At 68.8% G+C, this 17,595-nt stretch carries 21 protein-coding genes; 13 read left to right on the plus strand and 8 right to left on the minus strand.

The window, feature by feature from the left end; translation table 11 throughout:
- The first annotated feature begins 498 nt into the window (after positions 1-498).
- The 5 genes from AB0H42_RS06565 (at position 499) to AB0H42_RS06585 (ending at position 4,858) form a co-directional block, all read left to right on the plus strand.
- Positions 499-1,716 (plus strand): DUF445 family protein, encoded by a 1,218-nt coding sequence (locus AB0H42_RS06565; protein ID WP_357050994.1) that lies wholly within the window; start codon positions 499-501, stop codon positions 1,714-1,716.
- A gap of 358 nt (positions 1,717-2,074) precedes the next feature.
- Positions 2,075-2,566, plus strand: coding sequence for a helix-turn-helix transcriptional regulator (locus AB0H42_RS06570; RefSeq protein WP_357050783.1), 492 nt, complete (start codon positions 2,075-2,077; stop codon positions 2,564-2,566).
- The gene (locus AB0H42_RS06575) at positions 2,563-3,279 is read left to right on the plus strand and encodes a heparin-binding hemagglutinin (protein WP_357050786.1); all 717 of its coding nucleotides are present in this window, start codon (positions 2,563-2,565) and stop codon (positions 3,277-3,279) included. Before AB0H42_RS06570 ends, AB0H42_RS06575 begins: the two co-directional genes overlap by 4 nt.
- Before the next feature lie 69 nt (positions 3,280-3,348).
- Complete coding sequence (locus AB0H42_RS06580) at positions 3,349-3,645, plus strand: DUF2516 family protein (protein WP_357050790.1); 297 nt, start codon at positions 3,349-3,351, stop codon at positions 3,643-3,645.
- Between the two features lie 169 nt (positions 3,646-3,814).
- Entirely contained in the window at positions 3,815-4,858 is a 1,044-nt protein-coding gene (locus AB0H42_RS06585; protein WP_357050793.1) for an alpha/beta hydrolase, read from the plus strand.
- Between the two features lie 6 nt (positions 4,859-4,864).
- Here AB0H42_RS06585 and purU read toward each other — a convergent pair whose 3' ends face one another.
- A complete protein-coding gene (gene purU / locus AB0H42_RS06590) occupies positions 4,865-5,755 on the minus strand; it encodes a formyltetrahydrofolate deformylase (protein WP_357050796.1) in 891 nt (296 codons plus the stop codon).
- Between the two features lie 81 nt (positions 5,756-5,836).
- On the minus strand, positions 5,837-6,382 hold the full coding sequence (locus tag AB0H42_RS06595; protein WP_357050997.1) for an N-acetyltransferase: 546 nt from the start codon (positions 6,380-6,382) through the stop codon (positions 5,837-5,839).
- A 92-nt stretch (positions 6,383-6,474) separates the two neighbouring features.
- Here AB0H42_RS06595 and deoC point away from each other — a divergent pair, with 92 nt between their 5' ends.
- Positions 6,475-7,143 carry a deoxyribose-phosphate aldolase gene (deoC, locus tag AB0H42_RS06600; protein ID WP_357050799.1) on the plus strand — a complete coding sequence of 223 codons (669 nt, stop codon included), beginning with the start codon at positions 6,475-6,477 and terminating at the stop codon, positions 7,141-7,143.
- 13 nt (positions 7,144-7,156) lie between these two features.
- Here deoC and AB0H42_RS06605 read toward each other — a convergent pair whose 3' ends face one another.
- The 4 genes from AB0H42_RS06605 to AB0H42_RS06620 form a co-directional block, all read right to left on the minus strand.
- On the minus strand, positions 7,157-7,879 hold the full coding sequence (locus tag AB0H42_RS06605) for a DUF2993 domain-containing protein (RefSeq protein ID WP_357050801.1): 723 nt from the start codon (positions 7,877-7,879) through the stop codon (positions 7,157-7,159).
- A 109-nt stretch (positions 7,880-7,988) separates the two neighbouring features.
- Complete coding sequence (locus AB0H42_RS06610) at positions 7,989-8,807, minus strand: class I SAM-dependent methyltransferase (protein WP_357050804.1); 819 nt, start codon at positions 8,805-8,807, stop codon at positions 7,989-7,991.
- Complete coding sequence (locus AB0H42_RS06615) at positions 8,777-9,292, minus strand: DUF2505 domain-containing protein (protein ID WP_357050807.1); 516 nt, start codon at positions 9,290-9,292, stop codon at positions 8,777-8,779. The genes AB0H42_RS06610 and AB0H42_RS06615 overlap by 31 nt, the downstream gene beginning before the upstream one ends.
- Before the next feature lie 90 nt (positions 9,293-9,382).
- The gene (locus AB0H42_RS06620) at positions 9,383-9,871 is read right to left on the minus strand and encodes a DUF2505 domain-containing protein (RefSeq protein WP_357050810.1); all 489 of its coding nucleotides are present in this window, start codon (positions 9,869-9,871) and stop codon (positions 9,383-9,385) included.
- A 66-nt stretch (positions 9,872-9,937) separates the two neighbouring features.
- Between AB0H42_RS06620 and AB0H42_RS06625 the strand changes: the two genes are divergently transcribed.
- On the plus strand, positions 9,938-11,002 hold the full coding sequence (locus tag AB0H42_RS06625; RefSeq protein WP_357051000.1) for a UDP-N-acetylmuramate dehydrogenase: 1,065 nt from the start codon (positions 9,938-9,940) through the stop codon (positions 11,000-11,002).
- 220 nt (positions 11,003-11,222) lie between these two features.
- Here the strand turns inward: AB0H42_RS06625 and AB0H42_RS06630 are convergent, their stop codons facing one another.
- The gene (locus AB0H42_RS06630; RefSeq protein ID WP_357050813.1) at positions 11,223-11,957 is read right to left on the minus strand and encodes an SDR family NAD(P)-dependent oxidoreductase; all 735 of its coding nucleotides are present in this window, start codon (positions 11,955-11,957) and stop codon (positions 11,223-11,225) included.
- Between the two features lie 23 nt (positions 11,958-11,980).
- Here AB0H42_RS06630 and AB0H42_RS06635 point away from each other — a divergent pair, with 23 nt between their 5' ends.
- From AB0H42_RS06635 to AB0H42_RS06645, 3 genes are all read left to right on the plus strand, one after another.
- Positions 11,981-12,814 (plus strand): alpha/beta hydrolase, encoded by an 834-nt coding sequence (locus AB0H42_RS06635; RefSeq protein ID WP_357050816.1) that lies wholly within the window; start codon positions 11,981-11,983, stop codon positions 12,812-12,814.
- 156 nt (positions 12,815-12,970) lie between these two features.
- A complete protein-coding gene (mshA, locus tag AB0H42_RS06640; RefSeq protein ID WP_357050819.1) occupies positions 12,971-14,311 on the plus strand; it encodes a D-inositol-3-phosphate glycosyltransferase in 1,341 nt (446 codons plus the stop codon).
- On the plus strand, positions 14,308-14,811 hold the full coding sequence (locus AB0H42_RS06645) for a YbjN domain-containing protein (protein WP_357050821.1): 504 nt from the start codon (positions 14,308-14,310) through the stop codon (positions 14,809-14,811). Before mshA ends, AB0H42_RS06645 begins: the two co-directional genes overlap by 4 nt.
- Before the next feature lie 8 nt (positions 14,812-14,819).
- On the opposite strand, the gene AB0H42_RS06650 is transcribed toward AB0H42_RS06645, so the two are convergent.
- Positions 14,820-15,167, minus strand: coding sequence for a MerR family transcriptional regulator (locus tag AB0H42_RS06650; protein WP_357050823.1), 348 nt, complete (start codon positions 15,165-15,167; stop codon positions 14,820-14,822).
- Between the two features lie 124 nt (positions 15,168-15,291).
- On the opposite strand from AB0H42_RS06650, the gene AB0H42_RS06655 reads away from it, so the two are divergent.
- The 3 genes from AB0H42_RS06655 (at position 15,292) to AB0H42_RS06665 (ending at position 17,544) form a co-directional block, all read left to right on the plus strand.
- Positions 15,292-16,089 (plus strand): aminotransferase class IV family protein, encoded by a 798-nt coding sequence (locus tag AB0H42_RS06655; protein WP_357050825.1) that lies wholly within the window; start codon positions 15,292-15,294, stop codon positions 16,087-16,089.
- Positions 16,090-16,128: 39 nt separating this feature from the next.
- Positions 16,129-16,551, plus strand: a complete 423-nt coding sequence (locus tag AB0H42_RS06660; RefSeq protein ID WP_357050828.1) for a PPOX class F420-dependent oxidoreductase — start codon at positions 16,129-16,131, stop codon at positions 16,549-16,551.
- Positions 16,552-16,647: 96 nt separating this feature from the next.
- Positions 16,648-17,544: an ROK family protein gene (locus AB0H42_RS06665; RefSeq protein WP_357050831.1), complete on the plus strand. Its 897-nt coding sequence runs from the start codon at positions 16,648-16,650 to the stop codon at positions 17,542-17,544.
- Positions 17,545-17,595 lie beyond the last annotated feature (51 nt).

Below are 17,595 nucleotides of genomic sequence, written 5' to 3' on the forward strand. Positions count from 1 at the left end.
GTTGCGGTGTGCGCTCTGCCATCGGCGCAATCAGGGCGACCAGAACACCTCCCACCCGTCGGCCGGTCGCGTGCGGCAGTCATCCGGAGATCGACCGCCCGGCACCTGTCCGCGCTCCTTCGAGCACATTTCCGCACCGGCTTTCCGGTCGGTTCCATCGGTGCCGAGTCCAGCGAGGCCCTCAGCGGGTCGAGGCCCGTCCCGCCCTTGGCCGGAGGTGCTCAATGGTCGCACTCTATGGATGGCCCACCGCACATTGCATGCGCCGAAGGCCCGAGTCTCGAGGCCTGAACGGCGGGACCGAGGGGGCCTCGACCCCGCGCCGCCGAAGGCGCCGCAAATAAACACAGCAGAATGGGGAGTATGCAGAAACCGACCGGTAGTAGTGCGGTGCTCGATTCCGCTCCCGGGACGACCGCCCCCGGCGGGCAGGCGGAACCGCCGGGTGTGTTCGCAACCCTCACCGATGACGCGGCCAAACGACGTGACCTGTGGCGGATGAAAGCGGTCGCCACCGGCCTGCTGGCCGTAGCCACGGTGATCTACCTGGTGTGCCGGTGGCTGGAGTCGCGCGGCGGCGCCGGCGACTGGGTCGGGTATGTGCGGGCGGCCGCCGAGGCGGGGATGGTCGGTGCGCTGGCCGACTGGTTCGCGGTGACGGCGCTGTTCCGGCATCCGCTGGGATTGCCGATCCCGCACACCGCGATCATCCGCCGGAAGAAGGATCAGCTCGGGGCCAGCCTCGGCGACTTCGTGGGCACCAACTTCCTGTCCCCGGAGGTGGTCACCGCGAAGGTGAACTCCGCGCAGATCCCGTGGCGGATCGGGCGCTGGATGGCCGCGCCCGGTAACGCGGCCCGGGTGGCCGACGAGAGTTCGACGATTCTGCGCGCGGTCGTGGGGGTGCTGCGCGACGAGGATGTCGAACAAATCATCGACAACACCATCGTGAAACGGATCGCCGAACCGCTGTGGGGTCCGCCGATCGGCCGAGTCCTCGCCGAGCTGCTGGCCGACAACCGGCAGCTGCCGCTGCTGGATCTGCTCGCCGAACGCGCCCACCAGTGGGCGCTCGGCAGCCAGGAGACAATCGACCGGATCGTCAACGGTGAGGCGCCGCAGTGGGCGCCGAAGTTCGTGAACGTCCTGCTGTCGGAGAAGGTGTACCGGGAGCTGGTCGAGTTCACCTGGAAGGTGCGCTCCACCCCCGATCACGAGGTCCGGCTGGCCGCCAACCGCTTCCTGGAGGATTTCGCAAACGATCTGCAGTACGACGAGACGATGATCGCCAAGGCCGAGCGGATCAAAACCGAGATCATGGGTCGGGAGGAGATCACCGGCCTCGCCGAGGCGACCTGGCGGGCGGCCAAACGCCTGATCCTCGAATCCGCCGACGACCCGAACAGCACCCTGCGCCGCAAGGTCGCCGAAAACGTGCAGCAGCTGGGCGAACGTTTGCGCGACGACACCGAGACCCGAGCCAAGGTCGACAGCTGGATCGAGCGCGGCGCCCGCTACCTGGCCGCCAACTACGCCGACGAGATCGCCACCATCGTCAGCGATACGGTCGCCCGCTGGGATGCGGAGGAGGCCAGTAAGAAGATCGAGGTCCAGGTGGGGCGTGACCTGCAGTTCATCCGGATCAACGGCACCGTGGTCGGCAGTTTGGCGGGGTTGGCGATCTATGCGGTCTCGCAGCTGATGTTCGGGGGGTGAGTGTGAAAGGGACCAGGGAGGCGAAAGCCGGGTGGAACCGAAGGGGGAGAGCGCGACCGACCGTCATCGCCGGGGCGGGGCTTGCGTGTGGAGGTGAGAGGGGGGCATACCGCGTCGACGGGATACAGGCGTGCCTACGAGGTTCGGTGTGGGCTCCGTCGTGGAGGTGAGGGGTGGGGTTGCTCGTGAAGGTGAGAAGTGGGCTTACTCACGAAGGTGCTGTGTTTTGGCGCGCTGGCGCGCGGGGGCCTCGACCCCGCGGCGCCGCAGGCGCCGCAAAATCAACACTGCTAACATGGTGCTTGCAATTGCTAGCACCCCGATCTATCGTTGTATCTACAACGCCAGAAGGTGAGTGATGGCCGACCGTCCCGAGGTTTCCGCCCAGCGCACCGACGATCCGGCAGCGTCTGCCGGCGCCGGCGACAAGGCAACCCGCGTGGTCAACGCGGCGCAGGACATCGGAGGATTCATCAGGGCGCAGCGTGAAGCCGCGCAGGTTTCGTTGCGTCAGCTCGCCCAGCTGGCGGGGGTGAGCAACCCGTATCTCAGCCAGATCGAGCGCGGATTGCGTAACCCCTCCGCCGAAGTGCTGACGCAGATCGCCAAGGCCCTGCGGGTTTCTTCGGAGGTGTTGTATGTGCGCGCCGGCTACCTCGAGCAGCGGCCGCACAGTCCCGTCCGGGACGCCGTGCTCGCCGATTCCGTGATCAGTGAGCGGCAGAAACAGGTGCTCCTGGATATATACGAATCGTTCCGCCGGGAGAACGGGCCGGAGGAAGCGATTCCCCGGGACAGTGTTGTTCCACACCCGACAACCGATGCTCCACGCCAGGAGAACGATAAATGACCGAGAAGTACACCACTGCCAAACCACTCTTCGCCACCGTCGGCGCCACGGACGCGGTTTACGCCGCGGTTGTGGACGCGGTGACCCAGGTCCGTGAGCGTGCGACCGATGTCAACGGCCGGGTCCGGGTCGAAGAGGCCCGTGAGCGCTTCGCCGGGTTGCCTGCCGATGTGCAGACCCAGTTCGAGCAGATCCGTGCCCGGTTGTCCGAGCTGCCCTCGGAGCTGCCGGAGGACCTGGCCGAGCTGCGCGAGAAGTTCACCACCGAGGAACTGCGCAAGCTCGCCGAGCAGTACTACCGCCAGGTGATCGACCTCTACGCGGATCTGGCGGTGCGCGGTGAGGAGACCGTCGAGCGGCTGCGCGCCAACCACCTGGTCGAGGAGCAGGTCGGCCGGGTGGAGACCCTGTACAAGGACGCCAGCGTCCGGGCCGAGGAGGTGCTCGGCCGGGTGAACGGGTTGATCGGTCGCGCCAGGACCGAATCGGAGCCGACCGCCGCGCCGGCCGCCGAGGCGGCTGCTCCGGCCGCGCCGGAGGTGCTCGACGCCGAGGTGTTCGAGGTCGCGCCGGAAATCGCGCCCGAGCCCGTGCCCGAGGTGGCCCCCACCCCCACGCCCACCCCGCCGGTGCAGAAGGCCCCCGCCGCGAAGAAGGCTCCGGCCGCGAAAAAGGCCGCGCCCGCCAAGAAGGCCGCGCCGAAGAAGCCCTGACCTGGCAATTTTGGTGAAGCGCCCCCGTGCACATGCAGTGCGCGGGGGCGCTGCTCTTATCATGGTGGGGTGGACAAGGTGTATGGCTTGACCGGGTTGATCATGGTCGCGCTGTGGCTGCTGGCGACAAGCGCGACTGTTTTCGCGCTCGTGCACGCCGTGCGCCAGCGTTCCGACGCGTTCACCGCGGTCGACAAACTGACCAAGCCCCTCTGGCTGGGCATCCTCGGGGTGGCGATCCTGCTGATGCTGGTGAGCTGGCCCGGCCTGGGACTGCTGGCGTTCATCGCCATCATCGCGACCGGTATCTACCTGGCCGATGTGCGGCCGAAGGTGGACGAGGTCCAGCGCGGCCCGCGCTGGTGAAGACGGTCGCGGGAGCCGCGGCTGCCCGATCTGTCTCTGTGACCTGTCCCTAGATTCGCGTATCGGACCGGTCGGCACGGTGAGATTCTGTCGAACCGCGATGTGCATGCTGGCGTGCGCTGACTCCAGGCGTTACTGTGTCAATCGGTAACACAAAGGAGTGTGTCTGATGCGTGCGACGATGCCGAACGCCCTCACCGCTCTCGCCCAGCAGGTCGAGGGGCTGTTCGAGGTGCACCGTGCGGCCCTGCGCACCCGCGGCGGATACCGCAATCCCGCGTTGAATCCGCCGAGCGCCGAGCACCGCGTCATCGATGTGCGTGCCGAGGACGGTGCCCGTCTCCGTGTGCACGCGTACGGGCCGGACGACGCCCAGCCGGTGGTGCTGATCCACGGCTGGACCTGCTGTCTCGAATACTGGAACCCGCAGATCAACGCCTTCGCCGGTCGGTACAAGGTGATCGCCTTCGATCTGCGCGGGCACGGCGAGAGCGAATTCGGCGAACCGGACCAGCTGGACTGCCATCTGCTCGCCGACGATCTCTGCGCGGTACTCGACGCGGTGCTGCGGCCGGGTCAGCAGGCGGTGCTGGTCGGGCACAGCCTCGGCGCGATGACCGTGCAGGCATGGGCCGGAAAGTATCCGCAGCGGGTGGTCGACCAGGCCGCGGCGGTCCTGCTGGCCAATACCGGGCCGCACTCACTGGTCGCCGAGACCACGGTGGTGCCGTTCTTCAACCGGCGGCTGCCGCTGCTGAACCGGATGGTTCCGCTGCCCGCCTGGCTCGGTCGCAACGGGCTCAGTGCCCGCATCGTCTTCCCACCGGTGGCCCCGGTGCGGTGGCTCTTCGCCCGGCAGATCATGAGCCTGGCCGCGGATCCGGAAGCAATCGAGTTCGGGATGAACATCGTGCGCTCGTGCCGGTCCCGGATTCGTTCGGAGTTCGGGTTGCTGCTCGCGGAAATGGACCTCGGGGACGCGGCGCGCCACTTGGCGGTGCCGACCACAGTGGTGGCGGGCACGGCGGACGATATGACCCCGGCGGTACACGCCGAGCAGATCGCCGCCTGGCTCCGGGAGACCGGCAATCTCGTACAGTTCATCCTGCTGCCCACCGGACACCTGGGCAATGTGGAGGAGATCGACCGGTTCAACGCGATCCTCGATCAGGTCCTGACCTCGGTGCGCGAACCGGCCGAAGCCACCGGCTGAGCCGCCTCAGGAGAACACGACGGTGCGGCGTCCGTGGACCAGCACCCGGCTCTCCAGATGCCAGCGCAGGCCGCGGGCCAGCACGACCCGTTCGATATCGCGGCCCTCGCGAACCATATCGGTCACGCTGTCGGCGTGATCGACACGAATGACGTCCTGTTCGATGATCGGGCCCGCGTCCAGTTCGGCGGTCACGTAGTGGCAGGTCGCGCCGATCAGTTTGACGCCGCGGACGAATGCCTGGTGGTACGGGCGGGCGCCGACGAACGAGGGCAGGAAACTGTGATGGATATTGATGGCCCGGCCCGCCCAGTGTTCGCACAGTCGCTCGGGTAGGACCTGCATGAACCGGGCCAGCACGACCGCGTCGGGGGAATGCGAGTCCACCAGTTCGCGGACCCGCTCGAAGGCCGGTCCGCGTTCGGCCGGATCCTTCGGGAACGGCACATGATGGAACGGGATGCCGTGTGCCTCGGTGATCGCCGCGAGATCGAGGTGGTTGCCGATTACGGCCTCGATGGTGGCCGGAAGTTCTCCCGAGGTCGCGCGGCCGAGCAGGTCGTGCAGGCAGTGCCCCTCCTTGCTCACCAGCAGCACCGCGCGGCGGCGCACACCCGAATCATGGACCTGCCATTCGGTCTCCGGGCCGAGATCGGCGGCGACCTGTTCGAAGCGGCCGCGCAACTCTTCTACCCCGAACGGCACGGTCGAGGCCTTGATGGACTGTCTGGTGAAGAACCAGCCCGTCTCCAGATCGGAGTGGTAGCCGGCTTCCACGATGGAGCCCCCGAATCCGGCGATGAACGAGGTGATGGCGGCAATGATGCCGGGGCGGTCGGGACAGCCCAGGGTGAGTACGTATTGCCGGCCGTCGCGGGTGGCAGCTGCGGAAACCATGAGGTCATCCTGACAGTTGGCCCCTCGGCAGAACAGCGCGACTCCGCGGTTGCGGCCGGCGGCCGGGGCGGGCGGATGTGGTTACAACTCGTAGAAGGGTTCGGCGTAATGGAATTCGCCGACTATTTGGGAGTCGTAGGCGCTCAACGGCCGGATCTGGAAGTGGCTCGCCCATTCGGACCGGTCGGGGGCCAGGCCCAGCCGCTCGGCCGGTTGGAAGCCGAACCGGGGGTAGTAGTCGAGGCTGCCGAGCAGACCGACGAGCGGTTCGTCCAGGGCGTCCGCGGCGCCGAGCACGGCGTGCATCAGCGCCGAGCCCACGCCGCGGCTCTGCAGGTCGGGGAGGACCCCGAGGGGGCCCAGTGCCAGGACCGGGAACGGCCCCACTGTGGCCCGGGTGACGCAGACATGCCCGACCACGGTCTCGCGCTCGACAGCGACCATGGACAGGGTGGGGATCCACCCCGGGTCGGTGCGCAGCCGGGCGAGTAGCGCGACTTCGGGCGGCGCCTCGACCAGGGCGGTGCCGGCCGCGGGACCATCCGCCGCATAGTGCGGAGCGAAGGCGCTACGGTGCACGGCTGCGACAGCGTCGGCGTCGACGGCTCGTTCGCGGCGGATCAGCAACATCGTCCTCTCGTCGGAAGGCGATACGAGTGTGCGCGAGGAGCCCGAGGCGCGCAACGGAATTCGACGGTGATGTGCCAGACTTTCGTCCCATGGCCGATTCCCAGTCGCTGACCAGGTCCGAGGTGGCCGCAATGATCGACCACACGCTGCTCGCCCCGGAGGCGACGAGCGCGGATGTTACCGCCGCGGTGGCCGCGGCCCGGGAACTCGGCGTGTACGCCGTATGCGTTTCGCCGTCCGTACTGCCTGTGCAGGCTCCGGGCCTGGTGGTGGCTACCGTCGCGGGTTTTCCCTCCGGGAAACATCATTCGCTGGTGAAAGGAGCGGAGGCCCGGCTCGCGGTGGATCAGGGGGCGGGCGAGGTCGATATGGTCATCGATATCGGCGCGGCGGTCGCGGGCGATTTCGACGCGGTGCTCGCCGATATCATCGTGGTGCGCGAGGCGATATCGGAGCGCGCGGTGCTGAAGGTGATCATCGAATCCGCCGCGCTGTCCGACGAGGTGATCGTCGCGGTGTGCCGGACGGCCGAACGGGCCGGCGCCGATTTCGTGAAAACCTCCACCGGGTTCCATCCCGCCGGCGGCGCCGATACCCGGGCGGTGCGGTTGATGGCCGAGACCGTCGGTGGGCGGCTGGGCATCAAGGCGAGCGGGGGTATCCGCACCGCCGAAGCGGCTGCCGAGCTGATCGCCGCGGGCGCCACCCGGCTGGGACTCTCCCGATCCCGGGCCGTGCTCGACGGGTTCCCCGCCTGACGGTCCGCGGCGCTCAGCAGCTCGCATTGCCTTCGGCGGCGGGCAGTTCGGTCGGGCCGCCCTGCAGGTCCACCTGGATACCGTCGGCGGTGACCCGCAGGTCGGTCGGCTGCAGGCCCATCGGGTAGGTCTGCAGGCTCTCGGTCATCAGGTCCACCACGCCCTGGGCCAGGTCGTCGGGTACTCCGATACCGAGGAACTGTGCTTGGGCCACGTCGATATCGACTTTGCCGTCCTGGATCCGCGGGGTGAGCTGCATGGCGCCGAATCCGCCGAGCACCTTCATGGTGAGTTGCCCGGTGTCGGGGTCGGACTGCACATCGCTGACCAGGCCCTGCAGCGTCCGGGAGATCCCGGAGTTGCTCCAGGTGACGTCGGCGTTCGAACTCCCGACCGAACTGCCGCTGTTGCTCCCCTTCGCCATCTCGATATCGTGGAATTGGGCATGGACCTGCATATCGACGGCGGGGCCGAATTCGTCGCCCTTGCTGTCGACGTCCATCCGCGAGACCTTCCCGTCCAGCCAGGTGACGAGTAGGGGTTTCGCGCCGAAGCCGACGTCGATCTGCGATCCCATCTCTTTCTCGAACTGCGAACTGATACAGCTCGCGATCCGGTGTCGCGCATAGGCCTCGCCGCCGATCAGCGCCGCCACCACGAGCACGATCACGGTGAGTACGGCGATCACGACGGTCCGGCGGCCGACCTTCGGTGCAGGCAGGGACTTGGTGGACATGGTTGAGATTCTTCACGATGATTCTGTGCCGGCTCTGTGGACCGGTTATGGACTGAAGGTAAAGGTTGCGACGTCAGCGGGGGTCGCCACCCCATATATGTGATATGGGTCACGAATATTCTTCCGCCTGTCCGGCGGGTGCGACCACCGGCCACGGGACGCTCAGCACATTGTCGCGCAGCCGGCGGCGGAAATCGTGCACCGGTAAACCCTGCGCCCGCAGCAGGCCCGCCGCCGCGCGCCAGCGCACCCGTGGTCCGAAGGCGGCCAGCGGCACCGTGTGCGCCCACGCCCGGTCGGCCGCGCCGAGCAGGGTGTGCACCCGTTCACCGGGTACGTTGCGGTGGATCAGCGCCTTGGGGAGACGTTCGGCGAGATCGGAGGGACGTTCGACGGTGAACGGATCCCACGCGAGGGTCAGGGTGCGGGGGCCCGAACGGTCCAGCACCACCCAGGCACACCGGCGGCCGAGTTCGTCGCAGGTCCCCTCGACCAGGAGACCGCCCGGAGCCAGGCCCGCCAGCACCGTCTCCCACGCTTGCGCGACCGCGGACTCCGGATACTGGCGCAGCACATTGAAGGCACGGACCAGGACCGGTCGCAGTCCGGCCAATTCGAACCCGCCTCTGGCGAAAACGACGCCGTCGCGGGCCGGTACCACCCGGGCGGGATCGATCTCCAGTCCGACCACCCGCACATCGGGACGCACCGTACGCAACCGCGCGGCCAGTTCCAGCGTCGTCCACGGCTGCGCGCCGTAACCGAGATCCACCACCAGCGGATCGGCGGCAGCCCGCAGCACCTCGGCGATCCGCGGATCGCCGATCAGCTGACGGTCACTGCGGCGGAGCCGATTGGTCCCGGTGGTACCCCGGGTTACGGTGCCGAGCGGAACACTCAGCCGACCGGTTTTTGCTCGTCCAGCCACTTCTGGGTCACTTCGGCCTCGGCGCGGAACAGATCCACCAGGTTCACCAGCATCAGCTGTTCGAGCCGCGGCCCGACCATGGGAATGAACACCTTCGCCTCCGAGGACATCCGCATGGTGCACCCGGTGTCGGTGGGGAACAGACGGGTGGTGCCGGTGAGGCTGCCGGGCCCGGCCGGGATGGACGCCGAATACTTGCCCTCGACCTCCGGCCCGAACGGTCCGAAGCTCTCCTTGCGGGTGATGACCATATCCTTGCGCATCACCGACTGGGCGATCTCCGGCAGCGTCTCGCGCGGCAGGATGTGGTGCAGCACCACCTCGATACCGTCCTCGTTCGCCTCGAGACCGATGACCTCGTTCGGCGAGTACTTCCGCATCTCGACCATCCGGGCCTCCCAATAGTCCCGGTTGGTCAGCGCCGCATACAGCTCTTTGGTGGTGTGCAGCGGGTAGCGGGCGGAGTAGTCCAGTCGGCGAGCCATGCGCGGTAGGTTACCGTCCGGATTCTCCGGTTCCGTGGGAGGCCGGGTCGCTCCCGCCCGCGCGGAACGACGGAAGCGGACTGCGGGCCGCTACGGCTGTCCGGCGATCCAGGTGTTGGTGAACTCGGTCTCCTCGGCGAGCAGCTGGGTGAGCCGGTCCCCGATGGCCTCCTCGATCTTGCGGGCGAACAGCGGAATCTTGACTTCGATCGTGCCGGAGATCTCGGCGACCGCGCCGGTGGGTTCCTCGGTGGCGGTGATGGAACCGCGGACCTCGGCCGGAGCGCCCTCGACGCGCGCTTCGAAACTCCCGGTGGTACCGGTCCACACTTCGGTGCGGGGGATGATCAGGTCGCCGGGGCGTACCGCGGTGATGGCGGGCGGCAGGAGGTCGGCGGGAATGGACTGGACGACCTCGACCCGTACCTGCTCGCCCTCGACCGACAGCGAGACGAACTGGGCGTTGGGCCCGCCCACCGCGGCGATCCGGTCCTTCCAGTACTGCTCGGTGCAGAATGCCTCACGCACTGCCGCGACCGGATGTGAGTAGCGAGCCGTATACGCCAGCGCTGTAGCCATGACCGAACACGCTACCGTCTGGTCGTGCGAACTTCTCGGGCTGTCCCTGCGGACGAACTGCGGCAGATGCTGGCCGGAACGGGCGCGCTCGTGCGGTCCGCGGTACCGCTGGCGGAGCTGACCACGCTGCGCGTCGGCGGCCCGGCCACGGTCGCCGACTGCGCCACCACCGAGTCGCTGGTGGCGACCGTGCGCGCACTGGACGCCGCCGAGGTGCCGGTGCTGCTGGTCGCCGGCGGTTCGAACCTGCTGGTCTCCGACGACGATGTGGCGTCGGTGGTGGTCCGTATCGCTACCGAAGGGGTCGAATTCGGGGCCGCCGGCGTCACGGCGGAGGCGGGCGCGAACTGGGACGGTGTGGTCGCCGCGAGCGTACGGGCCGGGTTCGGCGGGCTGGAGTGCTTGTCCGGGATCCCGGGATCGGCCGGGGCGACTCCCGTGCAGAATGTGGGCGCCTACGGCGTCGAGGTCGACCGGCTGCTGCGCCGGGTGCGGTTACTGGACCGGGCCACGGGGGAGATCGACTGGGTGACCCCGGATGCTCTCGCGTTCGGATACCGGACCAGCCGGTTGAAACACAGCGATGCGGCGGTGGTGCTGGCGGTGGAGTTCACGCTGCACCCCGACGGTACGAGCGCGCCCCTGCGCTACAAGGAACTCGCGCAGCGACTGGGCGCCGCGGAAGGCGAGACCCGGCCCGCCGCGGCCGTCCGCGAAACCGTGCTCGGGCTGCGGGCGGGCAAAGGAATGGTTCTCGATCCCGCCGACCACGACACCTGGAGCGCCGGATCGTTCTTCACCAATCCGGTCGTGCCCGACACCGAGGTGGACCGGGTTCTGGCCGCCATCCGCGACCGGCTCGGCGATGTGCCGGTGCCCACCTATCCGGGGATCGGCGGGGTGAAGCTCTCCGCGGGTTGGCTGATCGAACGCGCCGGCTTCGCCAAGGGCTTCCCGGGACCGGACGCGCCCGCACGCTTGTCCACCAAACACACCCTGGCATTGACCAACCGCGGTGACGCCACGGCCGCCGATATCGTCGCCCTCGCCCGGACGGTCCGCGACGGGGTGGCGGAGCGGTTCGGGGTTGTTCTCGTACCGGAACCTGTGACGGTGGGAGTGGAGCTGTAGCCGATGCCGGAGACTTCTCCGCGCCGGTGAGCACGGTCGGGCTCGATCGTGCGGTGGTAGCCGAAACCATAGACGAACTCTTCGCCTGATCGGCACATGCGAGCGGCGGACGGTATGACATCTGCCGTCACGCCGGCGTCCCGCGGCCACGCGTGGGTGGAGGATGCGCAGCGGTTTCCCGGTCGCCGGGCCGGCCCCCGCTCGGTACGCGGTGGGTCGCTCAGCCGCGGCGGGCGAAGCGGCCCGGGTCGGCCTGGTCGCGGGGTTTGACGATGATCTGGTCCAGGTTGACGTGCGGGGGGCGATTCGCGGCGAAGGCCACGATCTCGGCGATATCCTGGGCGACCAGCGGGTCTATGCCCTGATAGACCGCGGTCGCGCGGTCGGTGTCGCCGTCGAAGCGGACCAGGGAGAATTCGGTCTCCACCGCGCCGGGGGCGATCTCGGTGAGCCGGACCGGCTGCCCGAGGAGTTCGCCGCGCAGCGTCCGGTGCAGGACGGCCTGGGCGTGTTTGGCCGAGGTGTAGCCGGAACCGTTGTCGTAGGCGTGGAAGGCGGCGATCGAGGTGATGGTGACGATGAGGCCGTCGCCGGAGGCGATCAGTTTCGGCAGCAGCGCCTTGGTCATCCGCAGAGTGCCGAGGACGTTGGTTTCCCACATCCAGCGCCAGTCGTCGAGGTCGGCCTCGGCGACCGTGGCCAGGCCCTTGGCGCCGCCCGCATTGTTGACCAGGACGTTCGCGGTCTCGATCGCGTCGGTGAAGGCGCGGACCGATTCGTCGGAGGTGACATCGAGCTCCAGCGCGGTACCGCCGATCTCGTCGGCCAGCTCCCGCAGCCGGTCGACCCGGCGAGCACCCACGTACACGTGGTACCCCTGTTTCGCGAGTTCCCGGGCGGTGGCTTCGCCGATACCCGAGCTGGCCCCGGTGACAACAGCGGTGCGAGTGCTCATGTCCCCGATCCTATGATGCGCTCATGGCCATACGGGAAGCGCACAGTGCGGACGGGACCGGCATCGTCTATCGGACGGGCGGGCCCGCACAGGCACAGCCGTTGGTGCTGGTGCACGGCTGGTCGGCGGATCTGCGCTGCTGGGGGCGGGTGTTCGACGATTTCGCCGCCGATTTCCGGGTGGTGGCGGTCGATCTGCGGGGGCACGGCTATTCGGAGGCACCGGCCGCCGGTTACGACGATTCGAAGAATTGGGCCGCCGATATCGCCGCGGTGCTGGCCGCCGAGTCGATCGAATCCGGGGCGCTGCTGCTGGGGTGGTCCTACGGCGGGATCGTGATCAGCGACTATCTCGCCGAATACGGCACCGGCGCGGTCGCGGGGGTCGTCTATACCGGGGCGATGGCCAATATCGGGCGCGGGGTGCCGGGCGCGGAGGTCGGGGAGTCGATGCAGCGGGCGATCCCCGGGGTGTTCGAGGAGAGCCCGGGTCGCGCGGTGCGCGGTTTCTCCGCGTTCGGGAACGCCAACACCGGGCCGGGCGTGGACAAGGGGCCGGACGCGCAGCGGCTGTTCGGCGCGAGCCTGGCGACACCGCCGTTCGTGCGCAAGGCCCTGTTCTACCGGTCGGTGGACAATACGGAGACCCTGCGCGCCCTCGACGTCCCCGTGCTGGTGCTGCACGGTTCGGCGGATCCGGTGGTGCCGGTGGCCGACGGCCGCTATATCGCCGAGACCGCGCCGCTGGGCCGGGCCTCCATCTGGGAGGGCGCGCAGCACGGGCTGTTCATCGAGGACCCGGCGCGCTTCTCCACCGAGGTCCGGAAGTTCGCCGCGGACTGCGCCGAGAAGTCCTGATTGTCCGTGACGAGCGCTTTTGCCCGGTCTGTCCGGCTCGGTTCCCGGTTCCGGCGACGGCACGCCGAGGCCCGCTGAGAGTGTCGAATCCGCCAGGTGTGATCACTTTCACGACCGGGGAAGGACGGGCCGGGCTGCCGCGTTGCACCGTGCAGTATGGACATCGTGAGTCAACGCCCGGACCGACGGCCGAACCGTATCGCCGTACTGACGGTGCACACCTCACCACTGGCACAGCCCGGTACGGGCGATGCGGGCGGGATGAACGTCTACGTCCTCCAGACCGCTCTGCAGCTGGCCCGGCGGGGGACCGAGGTCGAGATCTTCACCCGGGCCACCTCCTCCGATCTGCCGCCGGTGCAGGAAGCCGCGCCGGGGGTCTTGGTGCGCAATGTGGTCGCCGGGCCCTTCGAGGGCCTGGACAAACACGATCTGCCGACCCAGCTGTGCCCGTTCACCGCCGAGGTCCTGCGGCAGGAAGCACGGCATCTGCCCGGCTACTACGACCTGGTGCACTCGCACTACTGGCTGTCCGGGCAGGTGGGCTGGCTCGCCCGGGACCGGTGGCGGGTGCCGCTCGTGCACACCGCGCATACGCTCGCGGCGGTGAAGAACGCGGCCCTCGCCGAGGGTGATTCCCCGGAACCGGCTACCCGGGAGATCGGGGAGAAGCAGGTCATCGCCGAGGCCGACCGGCTGACCGCCAACACCGGGCGGGAAGCGCGGGACCTGGTGGAGCTGTACGGGGCGCTGCCCGACCGGATCGATATCGTGCCGCCGGGAGCGGATCTGACGCGGTACCGTCCGGGCGATCGGGCGGCGGCCCGCGCCGAGCTCGGCCTCGCGGGGCATGAGGAGATCGTCGCGTTCGTGGGCCGGATCCAACCGCTGAAGGCACCCGATGTGCTGGTGCGGGCGGTCGCCGAGGTGCTGCGCCGGCGCCCGGGGCGGCCGCTGCGCGCCCTGATCGTCGGGGGGCCCTCGGGGACCGGTCTGGAGCGTCCCGACGCGCTGATCGAACTGGCCGCCGAGCTCGGGATCGCCGACCATGTCACCTTCCTGCCGCCGCAGCCGCCCGACCGGCTGGTGCAGGTGTATCGGGCCGCCGACCTGGTCGCGGTGCCGAGTTACAACGAATCCTTCGGGCTCGTCGCGCTGGAGGCGCAGGCAAGCGGGACCCCGGTGCTGGCGGCCGCGGTCGGCGGACTGGGCACCGCGGTCCGGCACGAACACAGTGGGTTGCTGGTGGCCGGGCACCGCACCCCCGATTGGGCCGGTGCGCTGGAGTACCTGCTCGACGACCCGCGGCGGTTGCGGACGCTGGGTGCGCAGGCCGTATCGCACGCGGCGGCTTTCTCCTGGGCGAATACGGCCGAGAAGCTGCTGGACAGCTATACCGCCGCATTGACCGGCCTGGGACACGCTCCCGCTATCCTCGGCGAGAGCCAGGCCAGATCGCGGGCGCTGTGGCGGCGCCGGACGGGAGTGCGCAGATGAGCGAGACATCGGCCACCGCGCGGATCATCGAGGAAACACTGCGGGACCGCGAGATCGAATACACCCACCCCGGTGACGATGTCTTCGTCGCCGTGCTGCCGGGTGAGCGGAAGCTGAAGACCAATGTGATGCTGACCGTCGGGGCGCACGGGGTGCGTTTCGAATCGTTCGTGTGCCGTAAACCGGACGAGAATTTCGAAGGCGTCTACAAGTACCTGCTGCGGCGCAACCGGCGGCTCTACGGTGTCGCGTACACCATCGACAAACTGGGCGATATCTATCTGGTGGGTCAGGCGGCCACGCACGCGGTCACCGCCGAGGAACTGGATCGGATCTTCGGGCAGCTCCTCGAGGCAGCGGACGGGGACTTCAATACGCTGCTCGAACTCGGTTTCGCCGAATCCATTCGTAAGGAATGGAAGTGGCGGGTTTCCCGCGGCGAATCACTGCAGAACCTGCGCGCCTTCGAACACCTGGTCGATTCCGCCGATTCCAACTGATTCCGTATTCAGCGCTGGGCGACGCGGTCGATGAGGCCGAGCAGTTCGGTCCGGCGGTGCCGGAGGTCGTCGAGTCTGCCGTCCAGTGCGGACAATTCGGTGCGCAGAATCGGCTCCAGGCAGGGCTCGACGTAGTCGGTGCCGTCGTAGGCGCAGTCGAGAACTTCGGTGATCACGCGGATCGGTAGCCCGGCGGCGAGCAGCCGGCGGATGCGGGCGACATCCTCGACCGCTGTGTCGGGGTAGCGGCGATACCCGTTCGTGCCTCGTTCGGGCCGCAGGAGTCCACGTTCTTCGTAGTAGCGCAGCAGCCGCTGGCTGGTGCCGGTCGCTGCCGCGAGTTCACCGATGCGCATGGATTCTCCTCGTCGTTCCTGTGGGGCAACCACCGCCGAGCACCGATGATTCCGGAATTTGACCCTCACACCGTGTGAATGTGGACGGTGGAGTCATGCGAATCGACCAGGTTCTGGAGGCATGATGACCGTGCACACCGCTCAGCTCGACGGCCGTGCCGCGACCGCGGAGGAGCTGGCACCACTGGCCTTCGCCGGCTACGCCCATTTCACCGCCGCCCAGGTACGCGATCGGCGGATCCGCGGACTGGACCTGCATCTGGACCGGCTGCGGGAAGCCTCCGCGGAGTTCTTCGGACGGGCATTACCGGACGACCGGGTACGCGAATATCTTCGCGCCGCGTTGGACGCGGGTCCGGCCGATGTCTCGCTCACCGCCACCGTCTTCTCCCGGCCGGGCGAGTTCGTGGCGGCCGACGATGCGCTGTCGATGCTGGTGCGCACCGGACCACCCGCGTCCGCCCCCACCGGGCCGCTGACGTTGGCGACTGTGGAATACGAGCGTCCGGTCGCCCGGGTGAAGCATGTCGGCGAAGTGGCCAAGACCTACTATCTGCGGCGAGCTGTCCGGCAGGGGTTCGACGACGCGGCGTTCATCGATCGTGCGGGCCGGTTCAGTGAGGCGACCATCTGGAATCTGGCGTTCTGGGACGGTGGTTCGGTGGTCTGGCCCGAAGCGGAGATGCTGCTCGGCACCACCATGGGCATCGTGCGCAGGCAACTCGACCGGCTCGGTGTGGCACAGCGGACCGTACCGGTCACACCCGGTGATGTCGCCGGTCTGGCGGGGGCGGTGGTGATGAATTCGTGGACCCCCGCCGTACCCGTCCACCGGATCGGGACCACCGCGCTGCCTCCGGCACCCGATTTCGCGGAGTTGCTGCACCGCGCCTATTCGGCGGAGCCGCTGGTCGCGCCCTGAGCCGGGAATGAACCGGCCGGATGCGCGGTAGAAGAACACATGAGACTCGACGATTCCGCTCGTGCGTTCATCGGCGCCGGTGCCGACGCGACGCTGGTCACCCTGAATCCGGATGGAAGTCCGCAGGTCAGCGTGGTGTGGGTGGCGCTGCAAGAAGGTCCGGACGGTGACGAACTGGTCGCCGCGCACCTGAGCGAACACCGCAAGGTCCGTAATGTGCGCCGTGATCCCCGGGTGGCGGTCACCATCCTGGCGGCGGAGAAAGGTGAGGTCATGCGGCCGTTCCTGGCGGTCACCGGGACGGCGCGCATTGTCGAGGGCGGCGCTCCGGAGCTGTTGGCCGAACTCGCGAAAACGCTGGCCAGTCCCGGCACGGCCTTCCCGCCACCGGACGCCCCGCCCGGCTTCCTCACCCGGATCCGGATCGACAAAGTGAGCGGTATCGGGCCCTGGGCTTCCTGACCGCCGACCGCGCACGCACCTGGGCTGCGGACTCGTCGAACCCGGTCGCGGATGAGTGACAATCAGCTTCTGCGGATCGGATCTTCGGGAGGCACGGTGGCGGTTCTGGCACTGGATATCGGGGCGACGAAATTCGCCGCCGGACTGGTGGACCGTGCGGGCCGCGTCGGGTCGGTGCGGCGAGTGCCGGTGCCGGCCGAGGGGGTGTGGCAGGCGTGCGCCGGACTGCTCCGCGCGGTCGCGGCCGGTGCCGCGGTCACGGCGGTCGGGATCGGATCGGCGGGCCCGGTGGATGTTCCGGCCGGCATCACGCGCGCACTCAATATTCCCGAGTGGCGCGACGGGTTCGCGGTCGTCGCGGCGGTAGCCGGGCTGTTTCCCGGCGCCACGGTGCGTTTCGCCCTCGACGGCGCGTGTCTGGCTCTGGCGGAACAGCATTCGGGTGCCCTGCGCGGACTGCGGAACGGGCTGGCGATGACCGTATCGTCGGGGATCGGCGGCGGCCTCCTGGTCGACGGCCGGGTAGCGGTCGGGCGCACCGGCAATGCCGGCCATATCGGTCATCTCGTGGTGCCCGGGTGGGATGTGCCGTGCGCGTGCGGCGGTTCCGGGTGCCTGGAAGCCGTGGCGAGTGGAATGTCGTCGGCGCGGTGGGCGCGGGAACAGGGCTGGACCGGCGAGAGCGGCGCGGAACTCGCGCGTGACGCCCGGGCCGGCGACGCGATCGCACGGGCCGCGCTGGCGCGGGCCGGCACCGCGCTGGGGACGGCGATCGGCTCCGCGGCCGCGCTGCTCGATGTGGACACAGTTGTGGTCGGTGGCGGTTTCGCGGACTCGGGGGAACTCTTGTGGGCGCCGCTGCGCGCCGCGGCCGCCCGGCACGCGGGTCTGGATTTCATCCGGGGCCTCCGGGTGGAGCCCTCCCGCCTCCGGGAGGGTGCGACGCTGCACGGCGCCGCCGTACTCGCGGCCGGTTTGTCCGGGTCCGCCTAGCGGGTGGTGGGCCGGGGGCGGGTCCGAGGGGTACGCACAGCCGGTACCGGG

It is taken from the genome of Nocardia sp. NPDC050799 (assembly GCF_040654015.1).
Lineage (GTDB): Bacteria > Actinomycetota > Actinomycetes > Mycobacteriales > Mycobacteriaceae > Nocardia.

Bases quoted from the DNA above. Each gene is read 5' to 3' on its own strand.
- AB0H42_RS06625 (WP_357051000.1), top strand. From the start codon at position 9,938: ATGCTGGCCGGAACGGGCGCGCTCGTGCGGTCCGCGGTACCGCTGGCG.
- AB0H42_RS06655 (WP_357050825.1), top strand. From the start codon at position 15,292: ATGACCGTGCACACCGCTCAGCTCGACGGCCGTGCCGCGACCGCGGAG.
- AB0H42_RS06635 (WP_357050816.1), top strand. From the start codon at position 11,981: ATGGCCATACGGGAAGCGCACAGTGCGGACGGGACCGGCATCGTCTAT.
- AB0H42_RS06645 (WP_357050821.1), top strand. From the start codon at position 14,308: ATGAGCGAGACATCGGCCACCGCGCGGATCATCGAGGAAACACTGCGG.
- deoC (WP_357050799.1), top strand. From the start codon at position 6,475: ATGGCCGATTCCCAGTCGCTGACCAGGTCCGAGGTGGCCGCAATGATC.
- AB0H42_RS06565 (WP_357050994.1), top strand. From the start codon at position 499: ATGAAAGCGGTCGCCACCGGCCTGCTGGCCGTAGCCACGGTGATCTAC.
- AB0H42_RS06605 (WP_357050801.1), bottom strand. From the start codon at position 7,879: ATGTCCACCAAGTCCCTGCCTGCACCGAAGGTCGGCCGCCGGACCGTC.
- AB0H42_RS06585 (WP_357050793.1), top strand. From the start codon at position 3,815: ATGCGTGCGACGATGCCGAACGCCCTCACCGCTCTCGCCCAGCAGGTC.
- mshA (WP_357050819.1), top strand. From the start codon at position 12,971: ATGGACATCGTGAGTCAACGCCCGGACCGACGGCCGAACCGTATCGCC.
- AB0H42_RS06575 (WP_357050786.1), top strand. From the start codon at position 2,563: ATGACCGAGAAGTACACCACTGCCAAACCACTCTTCGCCACCGTCGGC.
- AB0H42_RS06570 (WP_357050783.1), top strand. From the start codon at position 2,075: ATGGCCGACCGTCCCGAGGTTTCCGCCCAGCGCACCGACGATCCGGCA.
- AB0H42_RS06660 (WP_357050828.1), top strand. From the start codon at position 16,129: ATGAGACTCGACGATTCCGCTCGTGCGTTCATCGGCGCCGGTGCCGAC.
- AB0H42_RS06630 (WP_357050813.1), bottom strand. From the start codon at position 11,957: ATGAGCACTCGCACCGCTGTTGTCACCGGGGCCAGCTCGGGTATCGGC.
- AB0H42_RS06620 (WP_357050810.1), bottom strand. From the start codon at position 9,871: ATGGCTACAGCGCTGGCGTATACGGCTCGCTACTCACATCCGGTCGCG.
- AB0H42_RS06650 (WP_357050823.1), bottom strand. From the start codon at position 15,167: ATGCGCATCGGTGAACTCGCGGCAGCGACCGGCACCAGCCAGCGGCTG.
- purU (WP_357050796.1), bottom strand. From the start codon at position 5,755: ATGGTTTCCGCAGCTGCCACCCGCGACGGCCGGCAATACGTACTCACC.
- AB0H42_RS06615 (WP_357050807.1), bottom strand. From the start codon at position 9,292: ATGGCTCGCCGACTGGACTACTCCGCCCGCTACCCGCTGCACACCACC.